25 protein-coding genes are annotated in these 25,801 nt (G+C 45.3%); 14 read left to right on the top strand and 11 right to left on the bottom strand.

Annotated features, from left to right (window positions below):
- Window positions 1-6: 6 nt before the first annotated feature.
- The gene (locus ICV32_RS09555; protein WP_251371856.1) at window positions 7-1,131 is read right to left on the bottom strand and encodes a VanZ family protein; all 1,125 of its coding nucleotides are present in this window, start codon (window positions 1,129-1,131) and stop codon (window positions 7-9) included.
- Window positions 1,132-1,169: 38 nt separating this feature from the next.
- Here ICV32_RS09555 and ICV32_RS09560 point away from each other — a divergent pair, with 38 nt between their 5' ends.
- Together ICV32_RS09560 and ICV32_RS09565 are read left to right on the top strand one after the other, a co-directional pair.
- A complete protein-coding gene (locus ICV32_RS09560; RefSeq protein ID WP_215370502.1) occupies window positions 1,170-1,970 on the top strand; it encodes a biotin--[acetyl-CoA-carboxylase] ligase in 801 nt (266 codons plus the stop codon).
- Complete coding sequence (locus tag ICV32_RS09565) at window positions 1,967-2,776, top strand: type III pantothenate kinase (RefSeq protein ID WP_215370505.1); 810 nt, start codon at window positions 1,967-1,969, stop codon at window positions 2,774-2,776. The genes ICV32_RS09560 and ICV32_RS09565 overlap by 4 nt, the downstream gene beginning before the upstream one ends.
- Here ICV32_RS09565 and rfaE2 read toward each other — a convergent pair.
- Complete coding sequence (rfaE2, locus tag ICV32_RS09570) at window positions 2,773-3,270, bottom strand: D-glycero-beta-D-manno-heptose 1-phosphate adenylyltransferase (RefSeq protein WP_215370507.1); 498 nt, start codon at window positions 3,268-3,270, stop codon at window positions 2,773-2,775. The two genes, ICV32_RS09565 and rfaE2, sit on opposite strands and share 4 nt — an antisense overlap.
- A gap of 135 nt (window positions 3,271-3,405) precedes the next feature.
- Between rfaE2 and ICV32_RS09575 the strand changes: the two genes are divergently transcribed.
- From ICV32_RS09575 to ICV32_RS09595, 5 genes are read left to right on the top strand one after another with little or no spacing between them, the layout of a single operon-like run.
- Window positions 3,406-3,981, top strand: coding sequence for a glutathione peroxidase (locus ICV32_RS09575; RefSeq protein WP_215370510.1), 576 nt, complete (start codon window positions 3,406-3,408; stop codon window positions 3,979-3,981).
- Window positions 3,978-5,366: an NAD(P)/FAD-dependent oxidoreductase gene (locus ICV32_RS09580; protein WP_215370513.1), complete on the top strand. Its 1,389-nt coding sequence runs from the start codon at window positions 3,978-3,980 to the stop codon at window positions 5,364-5,366. Before ICV32_RS09575 ends, ICV32_RS09580 begins: the two co-directional genes overlap by 4 nt.
- Before the next feature lie 23 nt (window positions 5,367-5,389).
- Complete coding sequence (locus ICV32_RS09585; protein ID WP_215370516.1) at window positions 5,390-6,175, top strand: DUF1365 domain-containing protein; 786 nt, start codon at window positions 5,390-5,392, stop codon at window positions 6,173-6,175.
- Window positions 6,172-7,422, top strand: a complete 1,251-nt coding sequence (locus ICV32_RS09590) for a cyclopropane-fatty-acyl-phospholipid synthase family protein (protein WP_215370519.1) — start codon at window positions 6,172-6,174, stop codon at window positions 7,420-7,422. Before ICV32_RS09585 ends, ICV32_RS09590 begins: the two co-directional genes overlap by 4 nt.
- 8 nt (window positions 7,423-7,430) lie before the next feature.
- Entirely contained in the window at window positions 7,431-8,207 is a 777-nt protein-coding gene (locus ICV32_RS09595) for an SDR family oxidoreductase (RefSeq protein ID WP_215370522.1), read from the top strand.
- Window positions 8,208-8,209: 2 nt separating this feature from the next.
- On the opposite strand, the gene ICV32_RS09600 is transcribed toward ICV32_RS09595, so the two are convergent.
- The 3 genes from ICV32_RS09600 to argS are packed head-to-tail and all read right to left on the bottom strand — an operon-like array spanning window position 8,210 to window position 11,292.
- Window positions 8,210-8,857: a thiol:disulfide interchange protein DsbA/DsbL gene (locus ICV32_RS09600; protein WP_215370525.1), complete on the bottom strand. Its 648-nt coding sequence runs from the start codon at window positions 8,855-8,857 to the stop codon at window positions 8,210-8,212.
- Window positions 8,854-9,486, bottom strand: coding sequence for an SPOR domain-containing protein (locus ICV32_RS09605; protein WP_215370528.1), 633 nt, complete (start codon window positions 9,484-9,486; stop codon window positions 8,854-8,856). The genes ICV32_RS09600 and ICV32_RS09605 overlap by 4 nt, the downstream gene beginning before the upstream one ends.
- 60 nt (window positions 9,487-9,546) lie before the next feature.
- Window positions 9,547-11,292: an arginine--tRNA ligase gene (gene argS, locus ICV32_RS09610; protein WP_215370530.1), complete on the bottom strand. Its 1,746-nt coding sequence runs from the start codon at window positions 11,290-11,292 to the stop codon at window positions 9,547-9,549.
- Window positions 11,293-11,329: 37 nt separating this feature from the next.
- On the opposite strand from argS, the gene ICV32_RS09615 reads away from it, so the two are divergent.
- Entirely contained in the window at window positions 11,330-11,638 is a 309-nt protein-coding gene (locus ICV32_RS09615; protein WP_215370533.1) for a DUF1840 domain-containing protein, read from the top strand.
- 4 nt (window positions 11,639-11,642) lie between these two features.
- Here the strand turns inward: ICV32_RS09615 and metH are convergent, their stop codons facing one another.
- Together metH and ICV32_RS09625 are read right to left on the bottom strand one after the other, a co-directional pair.
- Complete coding sequence (gene metH, locus ICV32_RS09620; RefSeq protein ID WP_251371857.1) at window positions 11,643-14,384, bottom strand: methionine synthase; 2,742 nt, start codon at window positions 14,382-14,384, stop codon at window positions 11,643-11,645.
- A complete protein-coding gene (locus ICV32_RS09625) occupies window positions 14,381-15,457 on the bottom strand; it encodes a homocysteine S-methyltransferase family protein (RefSeq protein WP_215372713.1) in 1,077 nt (358 codons plus the stop codon). The genes metH and ICV32_RS09625 overlap by 4 nt, the downstream gene beginning before the upstream one ends.
- A gap of 78 nt (window positions 15,458-15,535) precedes the next feature.
- Between ICV32_RS09625 and ICV32_RS09630 the strand changes: the two genes are divergently transcribed.
- Window positions 15,536-15,970: a PhaM family polyhydroxyalkanoate granule multifunctional regulatory protein gene (locus ICV32_RS09630; RefSeq protein ID WP_215370536.1), complete on the top strand. Its 435-nt coding sequence runs from the start codon at window positions 15,536-15,538 to the stop codon at window positions 15,968-15,970.
- Here ICV32_RS09630 and ICV32_RS09635 read toward each other — a convergent pair.
- Window positions 15,876-16,976 (bottom strand): MBL fold metallo-hydrolase, encoded by a 1,101-nt coding sequence (locus ICV32_RS09635; protein ID WP_215370539.1) that lies wholly within the window; start codon window positions 16,974-16,976, stop codon window positions 15,876-15,878. The genes ICV32_RS09630 and ICV32_RS09635 overlap by 95 nt on opposite strands.
- Before the next feature lie 37 nt (window positions 16,977-17,013).
- On the opposite strand from ICV32_RS09635, the gene aceK reads away from it, so the two are divergent.
- Both aceK and ICV32_RS09645 read left to right on the top strand, forming a co-directional pair.
- The gene (aceK, locus tag ICV32_RS09640) at window positions 17,014-18,807 is read left to right on the top strand and encodes a bifunctional isocitrate dehydrogenase kinase/phosphatase (protein ID WP_215370542.1); all 1,794 of its coding nucleotides are present in this window, start codon (window positions 17,014-17,016) and stop codon (window positions 18,805-18,807) included.
- The gene (locus tag ICV32_RS09645) at window positions 18,804-19,001 is read left to right on the top strand and encodes a DUF1289 domain-containing protein (RefSeq protein WP_215370545.1); all 198 of its coding nucleotides are present in this window, start codon (window positions 18,804-18,806) and stop codon (window positions 18,999-19,001) included. The genes aceK and ICV32_RS09645 overlap by 4 nt, the downstream gene beginning before the upstream one ends.
- On the opposite strand, the gene ICV32_RS09650 is transcribed toward ICV32_RS09645, so the two are convergent.
- A complete protein-coding gene (locus ICV32_RS09650; RefSeq protein ID WP_215370548.1) occupies window positions 18,991-19,974 on the bottom strand; it encodes an MDR family oxidoreductase in 984 nt (327 codons plus the stop codon). The genes ICV32_RS09645 and ICV32_RS09650 overlap by 11 nt on opposite strands.
- A gap of 89 nt (window positions 19,975-20,063) precedes the next feature.
- On the opposite strand from ICV32_RS09650, the gene ICV32_RS09655 reads away from it, so the two are divergent.
- From ICV32_RS09655 to ICV32_RS09665, 3 genes are all read left to right on the top strand, one after another.
- Window positions 20,064-20,342: a hypothetical protein gene (locus ICV32_RS09655; protein ID WP_215370551.1), complete on the top strand. Its 279-nt coding sequence runs from the start codon at window positions 20,064-20,066 to the stop codon at window positions 20,340-20,342.
- Between the two features lie 98 nt (window positions 20,343-20,440).
- A complete protein-coding gene (locus ICV32_RS09660; protein ID WP_251371858.1) occupies window positions 20,441-20,854 on the top strand; it encodes a flavin reductase family protein in 414 nt (137 codons plus the stop codon).
- The gene (locus ICV32_RS09665) at window positions 20,851-21,495 is read left to right on the top strand and encodes a glutathione S-transferase family protein (protein ID WP_251371859.1); all 645 of its coding nucleotides are present in this window, start codon (window positions 20,851-20,853) and stop codon (window positions 21,493-21,495) included. Before ICV32_RS09660 ends, ICV32_RS09665 begins: the two co-directional genes overlap by 4 nt.
- Window positions 21,496-21,498: 3 nt before the next feature.
- Here ICV32_RS09665 and ICV32_RS09670 read toward each other — a convergent pair whose 3' ends face one another.
- Both ICV32_RS09670 and ICV32_RS09675 read right to left on the bottom strand, forming a co-directional pair.
- Window positions 21,499-24,555, bottom strand: coding sequence for an efflux RND transporter permease subunit (locus ICV32_RS09670; protein ID WP_215370557.1), 3,057 nt, complete (start codon window positions 24,553-24,555; stop codon window positions 21,499-21,501).
- Window positions 24,552-25,694 carry an efflux RND transporter periplasmic adaptor subunit gene (locus ICV32_RS09675; protein WP_215372717.1) on the bottom strand — a complete coding sequence of 381 codons (1,143 nt, stop codon included), beginning with the start codon at window positions 25,692-25,694 and terminating at the stop codon, window positions 24,552-24,554. Before ICV32_RS09675 ends, ICV32_RS09670 begins: the two co-directional genes overlap by 4 nt.
- Window positions 25,695-25,801: the final 107 nt, after the last annotated feature.

Raw genomic sequence — 25,801 nt, forward strand, 5'->3', positions numbered from 1 at the left:
CCGAACTCAGTTATTTGCCCGGCGCGCAAAATAAATAAGCCAAATAAATGCTACTGGTAACCATAACCAAGATAGCCATTGCATTAAATCATTGAGATGTGCCAAGCGGCTGTGATTCCATCTCGGCAGGCTGATGGTGAAGTATGGATTATCTGGAAAATAGTTCACCAAAATCATGAGAGCCACTAGAGCGCTGATGCAAGCAATGAGCCGAATGCTGGTTGAAAAGCGCATAAAAATACCAGCCAGGAGACTACTGAGCGCCATCCCCCAAATGGCACCAGCACTTAACCATACAAAGCCAAACTCCGATCCAAACTGTAGGGATGTGAATAAGGATTTAATAATGATTGTGATTGCCAATAATCCTGCCAATAGAGTTAATTTTGGAATATTGGCGCGTAATGCGAGGGAAAAAAATAAGCAAACGCCAAACCAACTAAGGCCGGTCACCGAGGCTTCATAAATGGTGTGATGAATTCCTCCCAACCCCCAATTGGCTATTGGATTTACGCCGAGACCCAAAAAGCCCATGCCCAACCATGCACTTTGAGGATAAATTTGTGCAAACGGGAACAAAATGAACAGGGCGACACTTAGCCAGCGTGTGCCAAACCAATAATCAAAACGCTTACGTAGCGCCGTTCCAGATAACCAGTGTGGCCCTAAGGGTTGAGCTAACAACGCGCCAATAAAAGCGCCCATTAGATTAGCAATCCAATCAATTTGTGTAGGCACTCGAGTGGGCAGCCAACTTTGTGCACTTTCAATCGATCCCGATAGAAAGGCGCTAAATACTACGGCGATAGCAATCGCTTGAAATCCTTGCCAACGAGGATAAAGCGCAAAGACCAAAATAAAGCCTAAAGGAATGTATCCCAAGATATTGATCGTGACATCAAATAAGGTGATGTATTTTGGTAGGGGACCAGTCCACCACGCAAATGGATCTAAACCAAACTTCCAATCCACATTAAAAGGGTTTAAGCAGCCATAGCCAATCAGGAAAACATAGATAATCGCAATTGCTCGAGCCAGTGGCATCGCCTGTAAAGGCCAATGAATACGCTGTGGCACTCTTGGGGTATCCGCGCGTTCCTGGATAAGGTCTTTTTCGTCTTTACCTGACATAAGTACCCATTCTAGCGAGACCTTTCTACAATAGACAAATGAACTGGAATTGCATTCTTGAGCGCGTCGCCCAAACTGAATCAACCAACGATGACCTGATGGCGCGCTGGCGCTCAAGGGAACTTATTGATCCTGTCTCTCGCTTAGCCAAACACCAAACCAAGGGCAAAGGGCGAGCAGGGCGACAATGGTTTGCCGAGCCAAACTCGTCCTTATCGTTCTCGCTTGCTTATCCATTTAATCAACCACAGCAATTTCTACACGGGCTAAGTCTTGTTTGTGGACTGGCTGTTATCCAGGGTATTTCCAAGAGTCTCGGACTTGATGAAATGAGCTTGCGACAGCGCGGCCTCTCGCTGAAGTGGCCCAATGATCTTCTCATTAACGAACGTAAATTAGGAGGGATTCTGATTGAAGGGGGGAAGCTTTCAAGCTCGAATGCGAATGAACGAGTCTGGATGATTATTGGGATTGGCATGAACTTAACCCATTCCAAGGCCCTAGAAAATGCTACCCAATTACCCATTAGCGCTCTGTCGGAGCTCAATCAAAAACACATGCCAATGGAAGCCGATTTAGTTTGGCTCGCCATTCTCAACGCCCTTGGTGATTATTTAGAGCTATTTGCCACTAAAGGATTTGTACCGTTTCGCTCGCAGTGGGATTTTTGGGACGCCTACCGAAATCAGCCCGTGAGTATTTCTGAATCTGGCTTAATTAAGCAAACAGGGATTGCGCATGGTATCAATGAAGAAGGGGCATTCTTACTGCAAGAGTTTGATAAGGCTGAGCTAACAACGATTTATGCCGGCGATGTATCCCTCAGAAGGCACACATGAGCTCATTCCTATTGATTGATATTGGTAACTCTCGCTTAAAGTGGGCTAGCGTTGATGGCAAACGTAACCCCATTGAGCGGGATAAAAAATTATGGGATCACTCCGGCGCCATTGATACGAAGTTGCTAGGTTCAAAAGAACACCGTGATGAACTGGCTCACTATATTTTCAATACCATCCCAGCCCCAAGTGCGATTGGGCTTTGCAGTGTGGTAGCTGAATCTGCAGTCCAACAATTGAGTGAGCTACTTCAGCCCTGGCAAAACTGCCCCCAGTTTCGTCTGTTCGGAAACTCATCGTATCCATCCCTACGGACCCAATATCAAAACACCCATACTCTGGGCGCTGATCGCTGGGCCGCTTTGATTGCCGCTCGTCATTTATCCAATGACAACACCTTAGTGATTAGTGCTGGTACCGCTACGACCATTGATTTTCTAGGTGGCAACGGTATGCACTATGGCGGCTGGATTCTGCCCGGTTTGGGTCTAATGCGACAAAGTCTATTGCAACATACTGCCGGGCTTGATGTGGCCAGCCTTCATCAACAATCGTCCGGTATTGGATTAGATACTGCGAACGCTATTGACGAGGGATCCCGACTAGCCCATTTGGGGGCAATTCAAGAGGCGATGAATTTTGCTAAGCAACACCATCAAATAATTACCCGGGTATGGATCGATGGCGGCAATACGAATATCGTGTTTGATGATTTGATTCGAAAGCAAATCCCTGTAGAAAAAATGCCGGGTTTAGTACTTCGTGGACTTTGGGCCTGGCTCAACACCCAGGTCACAGCGAACTAAGAACGAATCTTACCCAGCAGATTTGTGGTGGAACGCTCGTAAATAAAAGGGATTGCAAATGCCTTTCCACCCCAAGCCTGCACGACCTTGGTTTCCTCTAAAGACTCAATCGCATAGTCTCCGCCTTTGACATAAATATCTGGGCGGATTCGACGAATCAATTCGACAGGAGTTTGTTCTGTGAACAGTACGACCAAATCAACGCTCTCTAATGCGGCGAGAAGGGCCATTCGGTCTTCCTGACCATTAATTGGACGATCTGAACCCTTTCCTAACATGCGTACCGATGCATCCGAGTTGACGCCAACGACAAGGCTCATTCCTAGCTGGCGGGCTTGTGCCAAATAACTTACATGGCCCCGGTGCAAAAGATCGAACACCCCATTTGTGAAAACCATGGGGCGAACTAAAGTATTTAACTTTGCCTCCAAATCTCCATCAATGTCACATAGTTTTGCTTCAAAGGTAGGGGGCTTCAAAATTGGCTGGACCATAGTTCGAATTCTAGATGATTCCCAACCTAAAAATGCTGCCTTACCCTGAAAATAAGGGGTAATTTTCTTCAAAACACAAAAGGTGGCGGAAGACGGTAGACTTCAAGGTTTCTAGGTTAAAAGTGAGGTCTCCGAATGAAATGGCTAATCATGATTTCCCTATTTGGTACTGTGACTATGCTTAATCCAAATGATGCGCACGCAAACTCGTCGGCTAATAAGTGCAGCCCAACGCTTTCACATACCTTTCTGAGGCTTCAAGATGAAATCCCACAAAATCTTTGCCAATACCAAGGCAAGGTCATCATGGTGGTGAATACCGCTAGTTTTTGTGGTTTTACGAGCCAGTATGAATCCCTTGAAAAAATTTATGCACGCTATAAAGATCGTGGTTTTGTGATTTTAGGTTTCCCATCCAATGATTTTGGGCAACAAGAGCCTGGATCAAATAAAGAAATCGCGGAGTTTTGTAAGAATACCTACGATGTAAAATTTCCAATGTTTGCTAAAAGCTCCGTTAGTGGCAAAGAAGCGAATCCTTTATTTAAGATGTTGATTACCAAAACGGGTACCACGCCCAAGTGGAATTTTTACAAGTACCTAATTGATCGTGACGGCAATATTGTTGATTCCTTTAATAGCCTAACGAAACCGGATAGCAAATCGATAACTTCTGAAATTGAAAAACTACTAAAGCCCAAAGCCTCGTGAACCCGCACCCTCATTCTTCACCCCAAAAAAAAGTTGCAATTGTTGGCGCTGGCATTTCTGGCTTAGGCTGTGCCTATGCATTACAAAAGAATGCAGGGGTCCATGTCACCTTATTTGAGGAAGCTTCGCATATTGGAGGACACAGCAATACCGTTGATATTGAAATTGTGGATCGCAACGGCGTGGTTAAGTGTGGGGTGGATACTGGATTTTTAGTCTTTAACCGAAAAACCTACCCACGCCTAACGCGTTTGTTCGAGGAGCTGCAGGTTCCAATTGCCTTATCGGAAATGACCTTCTCAGTTTCCATTGATCAGTCCCTAGAATGGTCAGGTGATAACCTAAATACCCTATTTGGGCAACGAACGAATCTACTACGTCCAGCATTTTGGAGAATGGTTACGGATATCGTGCGGTTTAATCGCCTAGCGACCGCGCTTGCAACCAAACAGGTAAATGCTGGACACAGCGCTGATCCCAAGCAGTTGCAATCGATCGCGTCATTTCTTGACGAACATGGTTTTAGTCGACCATTTCGGGAGTGGTATTTTTTACCGATGATTGGTGCGATATGGTCCTGCCCCACCCAACAAATGCTGGAGTTTCCAATCGAAACCATGGTGCGGTTTTGTCACAACCACGGGCTTTTACAAGTGAATAATCGCCCTCAATGGTTAACGGTTAGGGGTGGATCAAAAGAGTACGTGTCAAGACTAATCAATGCCATGCATCCCGAGCGATTTAAGTTAATTCGTGAGGCCGTCAAAAAAGTGAATGTGCCCGATCCGCAAAGTCCTGATAAACGCGTTGAATTGATTAGTGCTCAAGGTATCCATTATTTTGATGAGGTCGTTATGGCCTGTCATAGCGATGAGAGCCTGAAGCTACTCCATGGGATTGCTGAATTTGATCGATCTCTCTTGGCAGCTATCCCCTATCAATCAAATCGCGCAGTGTTGCATCGAGATGCCAACCTCTTGCCCCGAACAAAACGCTGCTGGGCAGCCTGGAACTACAAAACAAATTACTCCAATAATCAAATCCAAGCGGTGAGTGTTGACTATCTCATCAACAAGCTACAACCCTTACCAGCTGCATTGCAGCATGAGCCAATTATTGTTAGCCTTAACCCCTTAGTTGAGCCAAAGCCTGATTTAGTTTTTAAGGAAATTGCCTACTCACACCCTATCTTTGATGCGAAGGCCATTTCGGCACAAAAAAATCTTTCATTAATTCAGGGTAAGGGGGGCATTTGGTTCTGTGGCGCTTGGACTGGATACGGTTTTCATGAAGATGGTCTTCGCTCGGGGGAGTTGGTGGCAGCCGATCTTGCACCCTCCCTGCATGCGCCTCTTAAGCGCCCGCCTCTTCAATCAGCAAACTAAACAAAGCTTTTGCATTCCAAGCGATGGTTAATCCACTCATTAATTATGGTCAAGTCAAGCACAGCCGCTTAAGACCGGTGAGCAATCGCTTTAGTTATGGGGTCTTCACCTTAAAGATCCCGATGCGAGAGCGAAATCGCAATCCCAATCTTCTCAAGCAATTCGGCGTTGGTGATAACCGCTGGGCTTTTTACTCTTTTTATGACCATGATCATGGTCAGGGCACAGAAAACAGCCTGGAATGGGCGGAATCTATTTTTACCCAAGAGGGCATTTCGATCCCCGAAGGTGAAATCTGGTTGCAAACATTTCCAAGAGTACTGGGTTACGTTTTCAATCCAGTCAGCTTTTGGATCTACACCGATGCACATCACTCTGTACGAGCGATCTTAGCCGAAGTAAATAATACCTTTGGTGAGCGGCATTGTTACCTACTTCATAAAAGAGATGGATCAGAGTTACATTCCGGTGAGACACTTATTAGTCAGAAGATTTTTCATGTATCGCCATTTTGTGATGTTTCTGGCGAGTATCGGTTTCGCTTTCTGTTTTCCAAAGATAGCCAACGCAAAATTGATTCGGTATGTCGTATTGAGCTGTACACCGACAATCAGCCGCTTATCTATACCAGCATTAGTGGTCAAGATTTTCCCCTATCCCGTTCTGCTTTAAACCGTGCAAAGCTTCGCTACCCAATGATGACCTTTGGGGTCATAGCACGCATTCATTGGCAAGCGCTCAAACTTTGGCTAAAGGGGGTACCATTTCATTCAAAACCAACACCTCCCAGAATTGAAGTGAGTTCATGATTCGGCCCGGACAATCCCTGCTTCATAAATTATCACCGTCGCAAACGGAGAAATTGCCAGCGGATGGAAAACTTACTCTTGCAGCGAGGACCATTGAACGCCTTTTAAAGCAATTATCGGCTGGCTACCTGGTGATGACCTTTCCCAATGGTGAGCAACGTGAATTTGGAGCCCGATCCGATTCTTTGCATGCCGAGATTCGGTTTCATCGCTGGTCAGCATTTCAGGATATTTTGCGACACGGTGATATCGGTTTTGCTGAAGGGTATATCCGCGGCGATTGGGACAGTCCTCATCTTGAGAAACTGCTCGATTTGGCAGTCAAAAATCGCAATATTCTTGAGCGCGCCATTTATGGCAATTGGTTTGGATCCTTGGTATATCGATTTCGTCACTTTCTAAATCGTAATAATAAAACAGGTAGCAAAAAAAATATTCATGCGCATTACGACTTGGGAAATGCTTTTTATCGCTTATGGCTTGATCCAAGCATGACCTACTCAAGCGCTTGGTTTCAGGCCGATCCTAATACTAGTTTAGAGCTTGCGCAACGGGCAAAATATCAAAACATCCTGAAATCTCTAGCACTTCAACCAAATAACAAGGTTCTTGAGATTGGTTGTGGTTGGGGTGGATTTATGGAGGAAGCCGCGCTTGCCGGTCACCAGGTCACCGGTCTTACCTTGTCAACTGAACAGCAGTCATTTGCGATTGATCGTTTGAATCACCAATGGCCCAATCGTCATGAAGTACGACTGCAAGACTATCGAGATTGTAAGGATCAATTTGATGGGATTGCCTCTATTGAAATGTTTGAGGCCGTTGGTGAGCAATATTGGCCAATGTATTTTGAGACAATTTCTCGCTGTCTTAAGAAAAATGGTAAAGCATGCATCCAAACAATCGTAATCGCAGAAAATTTGTTTGACCGCTATCGCAAAAGTACAGACTTTATTCAGCAATATATTTTTCCAGGTGGGATGCTCCCCTCTAGAGAAGCCTTTAAGCACTATGCGCAACAGGCTGGGCTTCAGATCGAGTGTGAATTTGCATTTGGTCATGACTATGCCAAAACCCTTTGCATCTGGTATGAGCACTTTAATCACAAACTCCCTGAAATCCGAGAACTTGGTTTTGATGAGCCCTTCATCCGGCTATGGAACTTTTATTTGCTGTATTGTGCAGCTGGCTTCAAACAGCAAAATATTGACGTCGTTCAATTTACACTTAGCCACCAACCTAAATAAGGTAATCGATGAATCAGCCAGCGATTTCTAACTTTAAGCAACAACGTGTATGGGTGATTGGGGCATCCAGTGGTATCGGTGAGGCTTGCGTGAGGGCTCTTTTTCAAAAGGGTGCGCGAGTTGCATTGTCAAGCCGTCGCGTTGATCGACTCGAAGCAATCGCGCAAGGCTACCCAAAAGAAGATCATTTAATCTTACCCGTTGATGTCATGCGTGAGGCTGATGTTCAAGATGCTTATCAAAAGATAGAAAAAGAGTGGGGCGGTGTTGATCTGCTTCTCTTTGTTTCTGGTATTTATATCCCGATGCGGGCAGACACTTTCAATATGGCTAATGCCCAAAAAACGGTGGATTCGAATATCTTAGGGCCGATGCGTGCAGTTGCTGCTGTATTGCCGGCCATGCTTAATCGCAGTAGCGGGCATATTGCAATCGTTGGTAGTGTTGCAGGCTACAGCGGTTTGCCGAAGGCGCTGGCTTATGGACCAACAAAGGCAGCAATGATTAATTTCTGTGAAACCTTGTTTTATGACCTGCAGCCAAAAGGTATCGGGGTTCATATGATCTCCCCCGGATTTGTAGAAACTGAAGCGACTGCTCAAAATGACTTTGAAATGCCAGCCTTGATTTCAGCGACAACCGCCGCCAATGAAATCTTGGATGGCATTGCGCGTGGAGAATTTGATATTCATTTTCCGAAGCGCTTTTCAGGCTTTTTAAAGTTCTTACGCCTTTTGCCCTACCCAATTTATTTTTGGATATTACGCAAGTTTGTGAAGATCTAAATTTATTTGTAGCCGTCTTTACGAACTTTATTTACTAAAAAATCCATGACCTGAATGGACTTGGCGCGCGAGCCCGCAATCGATGGGGATGTAATGTATTTACCCTGGATTGCAACCGTTGGCACGCCATCAATGCGGTAGGAGTTACCCAACTGATTCGCTGCACGCGCTTTTGAGAGAACAGAAAACGAACGATAGGCTGCTAAGAATGCATTGCGATCAACGCCCTGTGCTGCCACCCAGTCAGCAATATCATTTTCATTAAGAAGTCGCTTGTTCTCGCGATGCATTGCATGCATCACCTTGTCATTAAGAGCCTCGCCCTTTCCCAATGACTCAAGGGCATAAAACAACAGGCTATGAGACATTAATTCGTCACGAAAAGCAATTGGTACTTTTTTGAAAACCACATCTTTATTTTGGCGCTTTAACCAAGCTTTTAGCTCAGGCTCAAACTCAAAGCAATGTGGGCAACCATACCAAAAGAATTCGATAACCTCAACCTTGCCTTTTACATCGATTGGCTGAGCGATCGGTAAAACGCGGTAATCAAAGCCCTCTTCAACCTTAATGGGGGCTTGGGCGAATGCCAGTGATTGAAGACCAAACAGAGTCAGGATTAGAACAAAAGTTTTGAATACAGATTTCATGATCGATTCACACGAATAACGGTTGGTTTAATTCCAAGAATAGTTAATTTACTGCGTACTGAAGTTGTATCTTCAATGCTACCGAAAGGTCCGATTCGAACTCGCCAAACTGAATTGCCATCCACGGCACTCTCGCTCAATTGCGCTTGGATGCCCTGCATCGCTAAATTTGCTTTTTGGGCATCTGCTTCTGCGCGCTGGCTAAATACTCCGGTCTGTACAAAAAATAAAGTGTCAGCTTTTGCCTCGTTCTTTGTTTCTGGGGTCTTGCCCGCTGCAATATCAGCAATCGGATCGCGCGCTGGATCGACGCCACCAATACCTGGAACTTTGGTTTGTAGAGACTTATTCAGATCAAGCTGAGGCGGTGCTATGGTAGTTTCTTCCTCGGTCTCTTTGTCCGATTTTGGCGGCATTGGCTTCATAAATGCTGGGGCATTTGGAGCCCGAACACCAGGCTTTTCTTGTGGCTGAGATTTCATTAAATACCAGGCCACAATCAGCGCTAATCCAACCCCAACAAAAACGCCAATTAGAACACCCATAATCATTCCGCCAGACTCGGAGGAGCCTAGAAGATAGCTTGCAGATTGCTTTTCTGGTGTTCTAGATGATTTAAAGTCGGCCATGCCCTCTATCTTAACCGCTGCTCAAAAATACGAGCTTAGAGAGTAATTACGTCTGAGTAATTACATCTTTTTCGGGGCACTAACCCCTAAAATTTTTAGGCCATTTTCCAAGACTTGCCGTGTAGCAGCTAGCAACGCTAACCGCGCTAATTTGAGTTGCTCATTGTCCACCAAAACGCGATCCGCGTTGTAGAAAGCATGGAAATCCCCTGCGAGCTCACGCAGATAGAAGGCGACCGCATGCGGAGCCAAGTCATGGGCGGCATTGGCTAGTACCTCTGGATACTCCGATAATCGCCGCAATAAGTGATCGGCTGCTTTGCTATCTAGCAAACTTAAATTTGCATTCTCTAGGGCGCTGGGCTCGCCACCCCATTGCTGGAGAATGGAACAAATTCTTGCATGGGCATATTGCACATAAAAGACGGGATTCTCATCATTTTGCTGCAACGCTAGATTTACATCAAATACAAATTCGGTATCCGCCTTGCGAGAGATTAAGAAAAAGCGGACTGCATCGCGCCCACGCTGTAAGGCTAGATTGCGTTCTGCATCGCTCATTTGCGCATGAACGCCACCAGACCATTCGACCAAATCCCGCAAAGTCACATACGAGCCGACGCGTTTGGAGAGCTTAACCTCCTCACCATCGCGAATGACAGTCACCATCTTATGCAACACATAATCGGGATAGGTTGTCGGAATTGGCCAATCGCGTTTTTGTGCAACCCCCTGAATTCCAGAACGGACTCGAGCGATGGTGCCGTGGTGATCGCTGCCTTGGACGTTAATCACTTTCTCAAAACCGCGGCTCCATTTATTAATGTGATAAGCAACATCTGGCACAAAATAGGTATACGTACCATCGGACTTGCGCATCACACGATCTTTATCGTCCCCATCTAGAGTGGTCTTTAGCCATAAAGCGCCCTCTGCCTCATAGGTTTTATCAACCGCTTGAAGATCACTAATAATTTGTTCAACACTTCCATCGGTGTACAAAGAGGATTCCAAATAAAATTGGTCGAATTGAACACCAAAGGTCTTGAGGTCAATGTCTTGTTCTTTACGCAAATAGGCGACTGAATATTGACGGATTTGCTCCAAATCCGATAAATCGTGACCACTAATTTGATAGGACTGAGCAATCTCAGCAATGTATTCGCCGTTATAAGCATCCTTAGGCCAATTAGCGCTTTTGGGATTTAAGTCCTGCAAACGAGCTTCAACGGATAGTGCCAGATTATGAATCTGAACGCCGGCATCGTTGTAATAAAACTCCCGATGAACCTCGGTATTTTGGCTATCTAAAAGATTGGCTAATGCGTCACCGAGAGCGGCTTGACGGCCGTGCCCGACATGCAAGGGTCCTGTGGGATTAGCAGATACAAATTCAATCATGGCCCGCTTTGGCAAGCTTGGGTCTGGAGCCCCCGTGCTATCCCGACGGCCAAAACGGGAACCTTGACGCAATATAAGCTCCACCACTGCCGATTTTGCTGCAAGACTTAAACGAAAATTAATGAATCCCGGCCCGGCAATTTCAGCACTTGCAATCAACTGACCGTATTCAGGAAATTGATTTAAGTGATCAAGAATGGCTTGTGCCAGCTCGCGCGGATTAGACTTCCAAGCCTTTGCAATCTGCAATGCAATATTGCATGCAATATCACCATGGTCAGCAACTTTTGGCCGCTCCAAATGCGGAATCGGAAACTCTCCAGCCAAAAGTCCACGCTCTTGAGCTAGGGCGTTGAGAGCATTGGTAATGGATTGTGTGAGCTGAGTTTTTTGACTAGACAACATAGAAGTGAAAGTTTATCAGTGATGGTAAGCTAAACATATGATTCATCAATTTCAGACCAAAAATGCAGCCCCTGTCATCATGCTTGATGATCTGACCCATCGCATCTTTAATGCCATTGGTCGCCCTTTTGAGAATCAAGGTATTTTTCTTCCAGAGCAGATTCCGGGATATATCGAACGACTGCAAGCAGCAATTAATGCTGAACAAAATAGTGCATCGAGTTCAAGCGTTAGTGATGATGATCAATCGGCTGATCTTAGCCCTTTGGGAAGAAGAGCTTATCCATTTCTTGAGCTTTTACGTCGTGCTCAGGAAAGCCAAGAGCCTGTAGTCTGGGGTACCTGAATCACTAATCTAAAGAGCTTGCTAACGATCGTTTAATTTGATCAAACGATTGACCGCTTCGCTTAGCTAAGTCCTCTGCCTGATCCACTCCGATCTTCCCAACATTAAAGTATTGGGCATTTGGGTGAGCCAAATAAAAACCGCTAACGCTCGATGCAGGATTCATGGCCAATGACTCTGTCAGACTCATACCAATTTCATCGGCCTTCAGAGCAGCAAACATCGCTTGCTTTACATCGTGCTGGGGGCAAGCTGGATAACCGGGGGCCGGACGAATACCTTGATATTTTTCATCGATTAAGTCCTCTGGGGTTAATTCTTCATTCGCGACATATCCCCAAAGATCGGTTCGCACCCGCCAATGCATCAGTTCAGCAAATGCCTCAGCCAAACGATCTGCTAGGGCTTTAAGCATAATGGCGCTGTAGTCATCATGCTTAGCCATAAATTGGGCGACTTTTTCATCAACACCATGACCTGTCGTAACAGCAAAACACCCTGCGTAATCTCGAACGCCACTGCCTTTACTTGCAACATAGTCTGCTAAACAACGATTAGGACGCATCACGCCATCGACAACCGGGCGCTCTGCTTGCTGTCTTAAGTTATGCCACACAAGAAATGGTTGTGAGCGCTCCTCATCGGCATAAAACAAAATATCATCCCCATCGCTGTTAGCAGGGAAAAGACCAATAATTGCATCAGCCTGAAGCCATTGGCCTTTAATGAGCTTTTCTAGCATGGCTTGTGCATCCTGATAGACCCGACGAGCCTCAACCCCAACAACTTCATCATCTAAAATTGCAGGGAATTTACCTGCGAGATCCCAGGTCTGAAAAAATGGAGTCCAGTCGATGAACTTCGCAATCTCGGCTAAGGAATAGTTTTTAAATACCCGGCGACCAATGAATTTTGGCTTGCTAGGTTGAGTATTCACCCAATCAATTTGCTCACAATTAGCCCGAGCAGCTTGTAGGCTAATTAACGGCGTACTCTTGCGATTCGCATGCTGATGACGAATGCGCTCATAATCGGCCAACAAATCCTGTACAAACTTTTTAGCTCCCTCGTCGGATAGCAGACTGGCTGCGACTGAAACTGATCGCGATGCATCCGGAACGTAAACCACTGGGCCTTCATAGTGGGGAGCAATCTTAACGGCTGTGTGAACACGAGAAGTCGTTGCGCCCCCGATTAATAATGGGGTTTTTCGATCCCTAAAGTATGCATCCCGTTGCATTTCTTGAGCAACATAGGTCATCTCTTCGAGCGAAGGCGTAATTAATCCAGACAGGCCAACAATATCCGCGTTTTCTTCCTTGGCCTTCTTCAAAATTTGATCGCAAGGAACCATCACCCCCATATTGACCACTTCGAAGTTATTACATTGCAAAACCACTGTCACAATATTCTTTCCGATATCGTGTACGTCGCCTTTAACGGTTGCAATCACGATTTTGCCCTTGGCTTTACTCTCTCCGCCAGCCGCAACCAATTGCTTCTTTTCTTCTTCGATATACGGTATTAAATGAGCCACGGCTTGCTTCATCACCCGCGCACTCTTCACCACCTGAGGTAAAAACATTTTGCCGGCACCAAACAAATCGCCGACCACATTCATGCCATCCATGAGCGGCCCCTCAATGACCTCAATGGGTCTCCCACCTGAACCCATTATTTCGGCACGCAACTCCTCAGTATCGTCAACAATAAAATTAGTAATGCCATGGACAAGTGCATGGGTTAAGCGCTCGCGCACTGGAGCCTCGCGCCACACTAAGTTCTCTTCTTGCTTAATGCCTCCGCCCTTGTATTGATCGGCAATCGCTAATAAACGCTCGGTAGGTGTTTGCCCCTCTTTTTCTTTAAAACGATTTAGAACCACATCCTCAACACGCTCCCGTAACTCAGGGTCGAGGTCAGCATATACGCCAAGTTGTCCGGCATTCACAATTCCCATATCCATGCCTGCCTGGATGGCATGGTACAAAAAGACCGTATGAATAGCTTCACGAACCCGATCATTGCCCCGAAATGAGAAGCTCACATTGGATACACCGCCGCTTACTTTGGCCCCTGGTAAGCACTCTTTAATCCAGCGGGTGGCATTGATAAAGTCCACAGCGTAGTTATCGTGCTCTTCGATTCCGGTAGCTATTGCAAAAATATTCGGATCAAAAATAATATCTTCGGGAGGAAAATTTAATTCCTCAACCAAAATCTTGTACGAGCGTTGGCAAATTTCTATTTTTCGTTGATAGGTATCGGCCTGACCTTTTTCATCAAAAGCCATCACAACCGTTGCGGCTCCGTAACGTTTAATTAGCTTTGCCTGCTGCCTAAATTGCTCCTCACCCTCTTTCAGAGAGATCGAATTAACGATCGGCTTACCCTGAATGCATTTCAGACCGGCTTCGATGACCGTCCATTTCGATGAATCAATCATGATGGGAACCCGAGCAATATCGGGTTCTGAAGCAATCAGATTCAGAAAGCGCACCATGGCTGCCTCAGAATCCAACATGGCCTCATCCATATTGATATCAATCATTTGCGCACCATTCTCTACCTGCTGCCGAGCAACTGCTAGTGCTTCATCAAACTGATTATTTAAAATCATGCGTGAGAAGGCTTTTGAACCAGTTACATTAGTCCGCTCACCAATATTTACAAACCCAATCTGGGGAGAAATATTGCAAGGCTCAAGTCCGGATAGGCGCATTGGCCGGGTCATCGCTTTGCTCATGCCATTTCCTCAGTCCGGTCACTATGAAAAGGTCTAGGCTTTCGTTTGGTCATCGCCTGAGCAATTTGACGGATATGGTCCGGGGTTGTTCCACAACATCCACCAACTAGATTCACTAATCCATCGCGAGCAAATTCATCAACAAGTCCTGAGGTCACTTCGGGGGTTTCATCAAAACCTGTATCGCTCATTGGATTTGGCAAGCCAGCATTTGGATAGCAGGAAACTGCCGTATCGCATACCCGTGCTAACTCAGCAATGTAAGGTCGCATTAGCGCAGCACCAAGCGCACAATTCAAGCCAAATGTTAGGGGCTTAATATGGCGCAAACTATTCCAAAATGCCTCGACCGTTTGCCCTGAAAGAATTCGACCGGATGCATCGGTGACCGTCCCCGAGATCATGACCGGTAATCGCTCGCCGGATTCCTCAAAAAACTCATCAATGGCAAATAATGCAGCTTTGGCATTGAGCGTATCAAAAATGGTTTCCACTAACAGCAAGTCGACGCCACCCTCAAAAAGGCCTTCAACCTGTTCGCGATAAGCAGCCCGCAAACTATCAAAATTTACATTTCGAGCACCCGGATCATTCACATCAGGAGAAATACTTGCAGTCTTTGGTGTGGGGCCAATTGCACCTGCTACAAATCGTGGTTTATCCGATGTTGAGTATTGATCACATGCCTGCCTTGCCAGCTTAGCTGCCTGCACATTCATCTCATGTGCTAGTTCTGGCATTTTGTAATCCTCTTGTGCAATTGAAGTGGCACCAAAGGTATTCGTCTCAATTAAGTCAGCGCCTGCCTCAAGGTATTGCTGATGAATATCCAAGATGGCCTCTGGTTGAGTAATCACAAGTAGTTCATTATTGCCTTTGAGATCAACTGGATGATTCGCAAACCGCGAAGTGGTTTTTAAACCCCGATAATCCTCTTCGGTAAACTTTTTCTGCTGGATCATGGTCCCCATTGCCCCATCCAGAATTAAGATTCTCTCTTTTAACAAAGCAGGAAGGGTAGCGCCTCGGGTATATGGCGAAATGGACTTCGATTGACTTTCCTGGGATTGCATTGGCGCAGAACTCGTATTAATCTTCATTGACCCATCATTTTATCGATAATGTGATTATTTAGCCCGCGAGGAGAGAATATGTTTGGTGCGATACCCGACTTTAACCAGAGCCTAGAAATGTTCAAAACGATGTGGGGTCAGAATGCCGCTGGGGCTCCTGGAGCTTCTTTTATGCCAGACATGAGTGGGGGCATGTCAGGCTTTAATGGCGCAATGCCAACCTTTGATATTGAGGAATTGGATAAGCGTATCAAAGACCTCAAAAGCGTTGAGTCTTGGCTGAGCATGAACCTCAATGTTCTAAAGTCAACCATTCAGACCCTTGAAGTGCAGCGTGCCACCCTTATGGCGATCAAATCATTTAGCGAGGCGATGGCCAATCCTCCTAGTCCATCGAGCACCGAAGGTTCCTCAGAATCTAAGTCGAAAGAGCGCAAAAGCGCCAAATCCCGTCCGCGCCCAAAGAGCGCTGCAAAATCCTCTGGTGCCACAGATAGTTCAGGTGAGCAATAGCCTCGCCCATCGCAAAACTGAGCTGATGGTTGTCGAGCGGTCGTCGAAATAGAACTGGAATAATCTCATAGGCAGTTCGCGGCTCTTTACAGGCCATCACGGTCTCACTCAACCGAGCGCGGTGATGCTCATGCAACTGCTCGATTCGCTGATGTAACCCCTGAAATGGTTTGCCATGCGATGGCAAAACGAAAGTATCGGCAGGTAATAAGCGCCAACGATCGATTGATCGTAAATAAAGATCCAATGGGTTTGCATCGGGATCTGCATCATAGACACTGACATTGGTAGAGATACGGGGCAAGACCATATCGCCCGAGATAAAGATTCCTAGGGATGCGCAATATAGCGTGGCATGCTCAGGTGCATGCCCATACCCCATTTCTACTACCCAATCATGCTCACCTATTTGAATTCGATCGCCATCCATGATGCGGTGATAGCGTTTAGGCACTTCAGGGACTAAACGGCTGTAATAGTCTGCACGACTTCGAATCCGCTCAAGATCTTCAGCATGCTGCAAGCCATGACGCGCATAATGATCGGCCGTTCCGCCATTACCTGGGGTTGAACCAATGGCAGCACCTCCTTCTTTACTGCTTAACCATTGAGCCATCAGAAAATCACTCATGGAAATCCATAGCCCAACCTTCCAACACTCACACAGATAATGGGCCAATCCAATATGGTCCGGATGCATATGGGTAACCAATACTCGTAAAACAGGAAGGCCTTGAAGATGATTGGCAAAGATCGATTCCCAGCAAGACTTCGTCTGGTCATTAGTAATCCCACAATCCACAATGGTCCAGCCTGGCTGACCATCCAATTCATCGCGCAAGAGCCACAAATTAATGTGATCGAGGGCAAATGGCAGCGGCATTCGTATCCAATATACGCCGGGGGCAACTTCCATCGTAGCTCCCTGTGCCACTAGGGTCTCCCCATATGGATAGACCAATTGGTTTATTGCATGATTATTAACTGCAGGTCCTGACTGGGTCATCTTTGAATCCTAATTAATTGCTAGATACACTCTTGGTATGAACAATCCGTTTCCAAAACTATTATCGTCGCAAGTCGCTTTTGATATGGCCCAAACCCTACTTCAGGGGTTTATGCGCCATTACAGCATTTTTAGAGACGCTGGCCGCTTAGCCAAAGAAGCTTTTGAAAATCAAGACTGGCATGGCATTCGCCAACTATTACGTGATCGGATCACCTTTTATGACCAACGGGTAATTGAAACAGCTCACCATCTTGAAGAAGAGTTTGATGCGCATGCCCTATCCGATGAAATTTGGCAACAGGTGAAATTGCATTACATCGGACTTCTATCCAATCTTCATCAACCCGAGTTAGCGGAAACGTTTTTTAACTCGGTTACAACACGAATTCTTGCAAGCAAATATTTCAATAACAAATTCATTTTTGTCCGCCCCACGATATCAACCGAATATTTAGAAAATGATGAGGCGCCCTCAAAGCCATCGTACCGGGCGTACTACCCTGGAGATATTCAGGGCCTTCAACCCGTTCTAAAAAGCTTAATTGCGAGTTTTGATCTTAAAAACCCCTTTGAAAATTTAGATCGTGATCTTGACTTAACAACTAAACTAATCAAAGAGTCTCTCTCGAGCACCACGAGCTCAACGGATTTTCAAATTCATGCGCTAAGCACAATTTTCTTTCGCAATAAAACTGCTTACATCATGGGGCGCATCATTAATGGAGAAAGGATTTCTCCATTGGTGTTGGCCCTGATGCATAACTCTAAAGGTGAACTGGTCATTGATGGCATTTTGCTTTCAGAGGTTCATTTACGTCTTATTTTTAGCTTCACCCATAGTTATTTTCTAGTTGATATGGAAGTCCCATCAGCCTATGTAACTTTTATGCGCAGTCTATTGCCGCATAAGCCTCGGGCCGAGCTCTACAACATGATTGGACTGCAAAAACATGGCAAGAACCTCTTCTACCGCGACTTTCAGCATCACCTAATGCATTCCACTGATCAGTTTCGGATTGCGCCTGGAATTCGAGGCTTAGTAATGCTGGTATTTGACCTGCCAAGCTACCCCTATGTATTTAAGCTTATTAAGGATTACTTTCCACCGCCTAAAGAGACCTCACGCGATCAGATTATGGCGAAATACCAATTGGTTAAGCAGCATGATCGGGTTGGACGAATGGCTGACTCTCTGGAATTTTCCAATGTGGCCTTTCCATTAAATCGATTTACCCCAGAATTACTAGCCGAGCTTGAAGAACACTGTGCATCACTGCTTGAGTTCTGCGGTGGCAATGATCCCAATGCTGAGTTAGTGATTAAACATCTTTATATCGAACGACGCATGACCCCACTCAATATTCGTCTTCAAGAGGGATCGCCTGCAGAAATCGAAGATGGGGTGATTCAATATGGCGAGGCAATTAAAAATCTAATTGCAGCCAATATCTTTCCAGGCGATTTGCTGTATAAAAACTTTGGCGTCACGCGCTATGGGCGAGTTGCTTTTTATGACTATGATGAAATTGAATACTTAACGGATTGTGAAATTCGAGAAGTGCCTGCGCCACGCAATGAAGATGATGAGATGGCAAGCGAGCCCTGGTATCGCATCGGCCCTAAAGACATTTTTCCAGAGACTTATAAAACATTTTTACTTGGCAATGATCAAATTCGTGATCTTTTACTTAAACACCATGCTGATTTATTTCAACCTACAATGTGGCAGTCTTACAAGAACCGATTACTTGCAGGTGAAATTCCTGACTTCATTGAATACGATCAGTCACTACGATTAAGAAATATTTTCCCGGATAACTATCGATGATTCGAAACTTGGATGGCAGTATTGGCTCACCATGCATTAATTGGTGCGAAATGAATCCAAAGTCGAACTACTGCTTTGGATGCTTTCGCAGTATTGACGAAATTGCAAGCTGGTCTGATTTGAGTGAAGCCGATAAAGAAGCAGTATGGTTGACTCTTGCCTTACGACAAGCGACTGCAAACTCTAGCGATTAACGTCCACAATAACCCGACCACGAACTTTGCCCTCGATCAGATTCTCGGCGTACTGAATACTCTCACCAAGAGAAATTTCCTTGGCGATCGTCATTAATTGATCAGGCTTACACAAGGATGCAAGCTGGTCCCAAGCCTCAATGCGCTGTTGTTTTGGCTGAGTAACGCTATTGATTCCATAAAGTGTGATGCCTCGTAAAATGAATGGGGCAACCGTCGCCGGAAAATCCATGCCCTGTGCTAAACCACATGCGGCAACTGCACCATTCGCCTTGGTTGCGGCGCACGCATTGGCTAAGGTATGGCTTCCCACCGAATCAATCACTCCAGCCCAGCGCTCTTTGGCTAGCGGCTTACCGGGCTGTGAAAGGCTGGCACGATCGATCACTTCAGTTGCTCCAAGCGATTTTAAATAAGGAGTCTCTTCAGGACGACCGCTACTAGCAACAACGGTGAAACCAAGTTGATGCATTAGGCTAATTGCAAAACTTCCTACTCCGCCAGCTGCCCCAGTTACCAAAATCTCACCATCTGAGGGTTTAAGTCCATGTCTTTGTAGCGCCATAATGCACAGCATGGCGGTATAACCTGCGGTACCAATTGCTAAGGATTGTTTAGGTGTAAAGGCTTTAGGTAAAGGTATCAGCCATTCAGACTTTACGCTTGCCAACTGAGCCAACCCACCCCAATGAGACTCCCCCACACCCCAACCATTTAATATCACTAAATCGCCGATCTTAAACTCAGGACTTTTGCTTTCAATCACCTTGCCAGTTAGGTCAATCCCCGGGATCATGGGAAATTGGCGAACAATTGGCCCCTTGCCTGTAATTGCCAAACCATCTTTGTAATTTAATGTAGAGTAATGGACCTTAACCCGAACATCCCCATCAGGTAAGGCGCTTTCATCAACATCACTTAATTGAGCGCAATAACCTTGATCATCTTTATTAATTAAAATGGCTTTAAACATAGCGGGTTCCAAAATAGATTAAAAATTGAATGCGTGTACTTTATAAAACCGTTTATCCTATTGGTTCAGGATCGATTATGGGGCTTTTCATGAAACGTATTGTATTAATTGTTGCAACCCCTCTTATTTTAAGTGCTTGCGCTTCAACTGAGCTGACTATGTCGCTTGGAAATATGCGCCTAATTAACTCAGGCGCCGATCCTCAGCGCGTGATGGATTTTGCAAATAAAGTCTGCAAAGATGACTTTTACATCGGTGCTAGTTTTATTTCGAAGGCGGGCAAAGATTATCGATTCAAATGCGTCAGAGCCGATGAAAATGAAGCATTAATTCCCATTCCAACTACCAAAATTAATTCCTCCAAGTAAAGTTTTCATTGCAAACTCAATTCTCTTCCCTCGAGCTAAGGCAGGCATTCTCTAGCTTTCCCACAGGAGTCACGGTAATTACTGGGCTTCATTCTGATATGAAGCCAGTCGGGATTACAGTAAGCTCGTTTAATACCGTATCCCTATCACCGCCACTTATTTTATGGAGTATTGGGAAACAGTCGGATCTAAAAAGCTGCTTTAGCGTTGGGCAGCGGCAACTGATTCATGTTCTTGAGGCTAGTCAAAAAGATCTGGCTTTGATTTTTGCCAAACAAATCAAGAAAGATATTCTTGATTTAAATCACAGTATCAACAGCAGTGGCTTATATCGACTGGCAAACTGTGCCGCCTACTACGAATGTGAAACCGTTGCAGTTCATGAAGGTGGCGACCATCAAATTATCGTAGCTCGCGTTTTGGCGATTGAATACGACCCAGAGCTACAGCCATTACTGTTTGCGCATAGTCAATTTACGCAACTTGCATTTGATCCAGCAGGGAGTCTATGATGATGACGCTTTGGGGCAGAAAATCATCCATTAATGTTCAAAAAGTATTGTGGATACTTGCAGAGTTAGGTCTTCTTGAAGGACGCGATTTTGAACGAATCGATGCGGGCCTGCAATTCGGGGTTAATAAAACCCCTGAATTTTTAGCGCTTAATCCGAATGGATTAGTACCAACTTTGCGCGATGGAGAGTTAGTTCTTTGGGAGTCAAATTCCATCCTGCGCTACTTAGCTCATAAGTACGCCGATCGAAATCGCTTTTCGGTAGATACGGTAGCCATGGCAGCCTCCGATAAATGGCTCGATTGGCAATTGTCGACCTTGTGGCCAGCACTACGAATTCCGTTCCTAGGCTTAACTCGTGTTCCCGAGGCTGAACGAGACTATTTGGCAATCCACAAGGCGTTTCAAGAATCCAATAGATTACTCGGAATTTTAGATGCCGTCTTGAGCAAACAATCGTATTGTTCAGGGTCTAATTTTCATTTGGGCGACATCGCTCTCACGCTATGCGTAAAACGCTGGCACATGCTCAGCGATCAATACCCCGATAAAACTGGCCCGCGTGCTGAGTTACACCATATTGCCCGTTGGTACGATCAAATTTGTAAATCAACCCAATTGACCAAAGCGGTTGAGTAGTAATTAAACCTGCTTAAATTTCTTTTGCTGATGATCGGCGCCAATGTAAAGATACATCGCCGGCACCACGAATAAAGTAAATAGAGTGCCAATTGCAAGGCCAGTAAAAATAACGATCCCCATCGATTGGCGTCCAGCAGCCCCGGCTCCTGATGCAATCACAAGTGGAATAACGCCTAATACCATCGCAGCGGTCGTCATCAAAATTGGACGCAAACGAACACTGCTTGCCTCAATAATTGCCTCAAGCTTGGATCGTCCTGCCTCTTGAAGTTCGTTAGCAAACTCCACCATCAGGATTCCGTGTTTACTAATTAATCCCATTAAGGTTACCAATCCCACTTGGGTATAGACGTTTAAGGTGGTAAATCCAAGGTTGATAAAGATTAATGCCCCAAATAATGCCAATGGCACAGAGACCAAAATAACCAAGGGATCACGGAAACTCTCAAACTGAGCGGCAAGAACTAAAAACACAATCAATACAGCAAACATCATGGTTACTAAAAATCCCCCAGACTCAGCCTTAAACTGACGCGATGGGCCTGCATAATCAATCGAATAGCCTGATGGTGCAGCTTCTTTAATGGCTGTCTCCAGAAAATCCAAGACCTCTTCTTGCGATACAAACGGAGTGCTAACACCACTAATCGTGGCTGAATTTAACTGCTGAAAGCGATTAATGGATTGGGGTACGACTCGACTTTGTATAGTTGCAATCGTTCTTACCTGAATCATGGCACCGGTTGGCGTTTTAATGTAGTAGTCCAAAATCTGATCCGGATTTAAACGATCTGCTTGCTTCACCTGAGGAATGACTCGATACGAGCGACCTGCGACTGAGAAATAATTAACAAAGCCGCCTCCCAAGGCAGCGGATAAGGCATTACCAACATCGCGCTGAGTCATTCCCAAAGCAGCTACTTTCTCACGATCAATTTGCAACACGTCTTGTGGCTTATCAATCTTTAAATCTGAATCAACAAAGAAAAACATGCCGCTTTGCCTTGCTTTATCAAGGACTGCTTGCGATACCTCATTTAGATTGGCATAAGGCTCTGTCGTATTAATGACTACTTGGACTGGAAAGCCTTGGGCGCCTGGCAAGGCTGGGAATTGAAATGCAGCAATCCGTGTTCCTGCAATGCTATTCCATTTATTTTGCAGATCCTCCTGGAATTTGCTGGCACTACGACTGCGCTCATCCCAATCTTTCATAATCACACCACCAAAGCTTGAATTTGGACTGGTGATCTGAAACATTTGCTTATATTCAGGCTCTTTACTAGCAATCTGAAAAACCTGATCAGCATACCCTTGCATTTGATTCACTGTCGAATTCGGCGGACCAACGGCCGAAACCAGAACGATGCCCTGATCTTCTGTAGGCGCAAGTTCTGAACGTGCAGTTGCATAAAGGTACACAACGCCAATGAACAATAAAATTCCCATCACGATGATGACCTGCCAGGTTGATAGTAGGTCTCGTAATGTGTTTTGGTATGAATGTCGAACGCCTTCAAATACTCGATCAATCTTTTGCACAAACGAAGACATCTCCTCCTCTTGCGAAAAGAGTCGTGAGCACATCATTGGTGATAGTGTTAAGGCAACTACCCCCGAAACGGCTACAGCACCTGCTAGGGTAAATGCAAACTCAGTGAATAAGGCGCCCGTTAATCCGCCTTGAAAACCAATTGGAATGTAAACCGCAATCAGTACAATCGTCATTGCCAAAATGGGATTACCGAGCTCACGTGCTGCGATCAACGATGCCTCTAGCGGTGACTTCCCCTCTTTCATATGGCGATCGACGTTTTCAACCACAATGATGGCATCATCCACGACCAAACCAATTGCCAATACCAAGGCCAGTAGAGTTAATAGATTGATGGAATAGCCAAGGACTTGCATCATGAAAAATGTGCCAATTAATGACAATGGCATTGCCAGCACTGGGACCGCAACTGCACGATAACTACCTAAAAAGAGATAGATAACAACCGTCACAATAATTAAAGCTTCTAGAAGTGTTTGGACGACTTCTTGAATGGAGGTATTAATGAAATCGGTTGAGTCATACACAATCTTGGCATTTAAGCCAGTTGGCAATTGCTTCTGAATATCAGGAAATGCATCACGAACTCGTTTAGCTACATCCAACAAGTTTGCATCGGGCGCAACTTTAATACCAATAAATACCGACTGTTTGCCATTAAACGCGACATTGTTGTTGTAATCCTCAGATCCCAGAGTAACCGTTGCAACTTGGTCTAGATACACAATGTCTGCGCCATTGCGTTTAATGATTAATTTACGAAATTCATCTAAGGAGTGAAGGTCGGTATTGGCAACTAAATCGACCGAAACCATTTGACCCTTCGTGCTTCCTACAGGGGCTAAATAATTATTTGCTGCCATGGCTGCGTATACATCATCTGGTGCAACACCAAGTCCCGCCATTCGGTCACGATCAAGCCACGCACGTAAGGCAAATTTACGACCACCTAAGATTTCGGCATTTTGCACGCCATTAATTGAATCCAACTTAGGCTTGACGACGCGTAATAGATAGTCCGTAATACTATTATTGGCAATATCGTCACTGTAAAAACCCATATACATTGCCGCAGTGGTTTGGCCGACCTGTACGGTCAGAATGGGTTGTTGCGCCTGGGGTGGCAATTGGTTCCGCACGGAACTAATTTGCGTATTAATTTGAGTTAGCGCCTGGTTCGCATCGTAGTTGAGGCGCAGGGTGGCAGTTATTGTTGAAATACCGCTAATGCTAATTGAAGATAAGTAATCAATGCCTTGGGCTTGAGCAATGGCCCCCTCCAAAGGCTGAGTGATAAATCCAGCAATCGTCTCGGGATCCGCCCCAAAATAGGTGGTGGTAATCGTTACCACGGCATTTTGAGTTTGTGGATATTGATTGACAGGCAATGACCCAACTGCTTTCAAGCCCAGTAACAAAATAAGCAAGCTCACCACGATTGCAAGTACTGGGCGACGAATAAACAAATCCGTCCATTGATGGCGCTGAAAATCTTGACTCATTGCTCTTGTGGTTTTGGATCTGGTGAATTAGATGGCAAGACGCTGTTATTAACAATTAACGGTGTGCCATTCTTTAATTTCAACTGTCCGCTGGTGACAACAGTCATACCAGGCTCCAAACCTTTAAGAATCGCAACCTGATCACCTCGAGTTGCTCCCGTGGTTACAAATACCTGCTGGGCCTCTAGAATTGGAACCTTTTTCTTATCTAGGCGATTGGTTTTCTTGGCAATAAATACGGTACTGCCATATGGGTTGTAAGTAACGGCGGTTTGGGGCAAAGTCAATAATTCAACCTTATCGCCTAAATTAATATTGACGTTTGCAAACATACCAGGCAACAGCTTTTTATCTGGGTTACTAATTTGGGCTTCAATTTGAATATTGCGTGTATTGAGCTCCACCTTAGGACTAACAGCCGTAATCTTTCCCAGAAATGCCACTTCTTTAAACGCATCGGTCTGTAATTCAATCGTTTGGCCAACTGCGATGATTCCAGCTGAGCTTTGGGGTAGAGTGAAATCCACAAAAATAGGGTCAATAGTTTGAAGCGTTAGCAGCTTATCGCCTGGATTAATGTATTGACCAGGATTAATGGTAACAATTCCAACTCGCCCACTAAATGGGGCTTTAAGATTCTTTTTGGCGATCAAAGCAATTTGCTGATCCACTTGCGCTTGTTTGGCCTTCATGTCGGCAGTACTGGTGTCGTACACGTTCTTACTAATCGCCTGAATAGCTAATTGCGCCTTGTCTCGCTCATTAATGACCTTGGCTAAATCGGCCATCGCTTTTAAAGAATTCAATTGAGCAAGGTCTGCGGAGTCATTGAGCTTAATCAGTAATGAGCCCTCTTTAACATCCATACCAGATTTAATGGGGACCTCCACCACTAGTCCACCAACTTCGGTGCTTAAATCAACCCCTCGGAATGCACGAACGTTACCAACACTGTTCATACGAGGCTGCCATTCTTGCTTTTCAATCACTATGGTCGTCACCGAAGCGGGGGGAATACCCATACCAGCCATAAACTGGTTAAACATAAATGTTTTTAATTGGTTAAACGCAAAGATTAAGCCTAGTAAGATAAATACCCCGAATAGCATCACAACCATACGACGCTTTAAGGGGGGCATTTGCATGAGAGCAGCATATGCTTTGGTCTTTTTAAAACGCTCACGTGGTCGTAAACGTGCCCCAATCCATGCAAATTTAGCCCAAATTAGCTTGAGCGTTTTTTCTG

This window comes from Polynucleobacter sp. MWH-UH24A, from assembly GCF_018687475.1.
GTDB lineage: Bacteria > Pseudomonadota > Gammaproteobacteria > Burkholderiales > Burkholderiaceae > Polynucleobacter.

Excerpts from the sequence above, each read along its gene's own strand:
- ICV32_RS09675 (WP_215372717.1), bottom strand. The coding sequence starts at position 25,694 with ATGCCCCCCTTAAAGCGTCGTATGGTTGTGATGCTATTCGGGGTATTT.
- ICV32_RS09665 (WP_251371859.1), top strand. The coding sequence starts at position 20,851 with ATGATGATGACGCTTTGGGGCAGAAAATCATCCATTAATGTTCAAAAA.
- ICV32_RS09650 (WP_215370548.1), bottom strand. The coding sequence starts at position 19,974 with ATGTTTAAAGCCATTTTAATTAATAAAGATGATCAAGGTTATTGCGCT.
- ICV32_RS09600 (WP_215370525.1), bottom strand. The coding sequence starts at position 8,857 with ATGAAATCTGTATTCAAAACTTTTGTTCTAATCCTGACTCTGTTTGGT.
- ICV32_RS09555 (WP_251371856.1), bottom strand. The coding sequence starts at position 1,131 with ATGTCAGGTAAAGACGAAAAAGACCTTATCCAGGAACGCGCGGATACC.
- ICV32_RS09565 (WP_215370505.1), top strand. The coding sequence starts at position 1,967 with ATGAGCTCATTCCTATTGATTGATATTGGTAACTCTCGCTTAAAGTGG.
- metH (WP_251371857.1), bottom strand. The coding sequence starts at position 14,384 with ATGAGCAAAGCGATGACCCGGCCAATGCGCCTATCCGGACTTGAGCCT.
- ICV32_RS09645 (WP_215370545.1), top strand. The coding sequence starts at position 18,804 with ATGATTCGAAACTTGGATGGCAGTATTGGCTCACCATGCATTAATTGG.
- rfaE2 (WP_215370507.1), bottom strand. The coding sequence starts at position 3,270 with ATGGTCCAGCCAATTTTGAAGCCCCCTACCTTTGAAGCAAAACTATGT.
- argS (WP_215370530.1), bottom strand. The coding sequence starts at position 11,292 with ATGTTGTCTAGTCAAAAAACTCAGCTCACACAATCCATTACCAATGCT.
- ICV32_RS09615 (WP_215370533.1), top strand. The coding sequence starts at position 11,330 with ATGATTCATCAATTTCAGACCAAAAATGCAGCCCCTGTCATCATGCTT.
- ICV32_RS09605 (WP_215370528.1), bottom strand. The coding sequence starts at position 9,486 with ATGGCCGACTTTAAATCATCTAGAACACCAGAAAAGCAATCTGCAAGC.
- ICV32_RS09655 (WP_215370551.1), top strand. The coding sequence starts at position 20,064 with ATGAAACGTATTGTATTAATTGTTGCAACCCCTCTTATTTTAAGTGCT.
- ICV32_RS09670 (WP_215370557.1), bottom strand. The coding sequence starts at position 24,555 with ATGAGTCAAGATTTTCAGCGCCATCAATGGACGGATTTGTTTATTCGT.
- ICV32_RS09590 (WP_215370519.1), top strand. The coding sequence starts at position 6,172 with ATGATTCGGCCCGGACAATCCCTGCTTCATAAATTATCACCGTCGCAA.
- ICV32_RS09585 (WP_215370516.1), top strand. The coding sequence starts at position 5,390 with ATGGTTAATCCACTCATTAATTATGGTCAAGTCAAGCACAGCCGCTTA.
- ICV32_RS09560 (WP_215370502.1), top strand. The coding sequence starts at position 1,170 with ATGAACTGGAATTGCATTCTTGAGCGCGTCGCCCAAACTGAATCAACC.
- ICV32_RS09635 (WP_215370539.1), bottom strand. The coding sequence starts at position 16,976 with ATGACCCAGTCAGGACCTGCAGTTAATAATCATGCAATAAACCAATTG.
- ICV32_RS09625 (WP_215372713.1), bottom strand. The coding sequence starts at position 15,457 with ATGCAATCCCAGGAAAGTCAATCGAAGTCCATTTCGCCATATACCCGA.
- aceK (WP_215370542.1), top strand. The coding sequence starts at position 17,014 with ATGAACAATCCGTTTCCAAAACTATTATCGTCGCAAGTCGCTTTTGAT.
- ICV32_RS09595 (WP_215370522.1), top strand. The coding sequence starts at position 7,431 with ATGAATCAGCCAGCGATTTCTAACTTTAAGCAACAACGTGTATGGGTG.
- ICV32_RS09630 (WP_215370536.1), top strand. The coding sequence starts at position 15,536 with ATGTTTGGTGCGATACCCGACTTTAACCAGAGCCTAGAAATGTTCAAA.
- ICV32_RS09660 (WP_251371858.1), top strand. The coding sequence starts at position 20,441 with ATGAAGCCAGTCGGGATTACAGTAAGCTCGTTTAATACCGTATCCCTA.
- ICV32_RS09575 (WP_215370510.1), top strand. The coding sequence starts at position 3,406 with ATGAAATGGCTAATCATGATTTCCCTATTTGGTACTGTGACTATGCTT.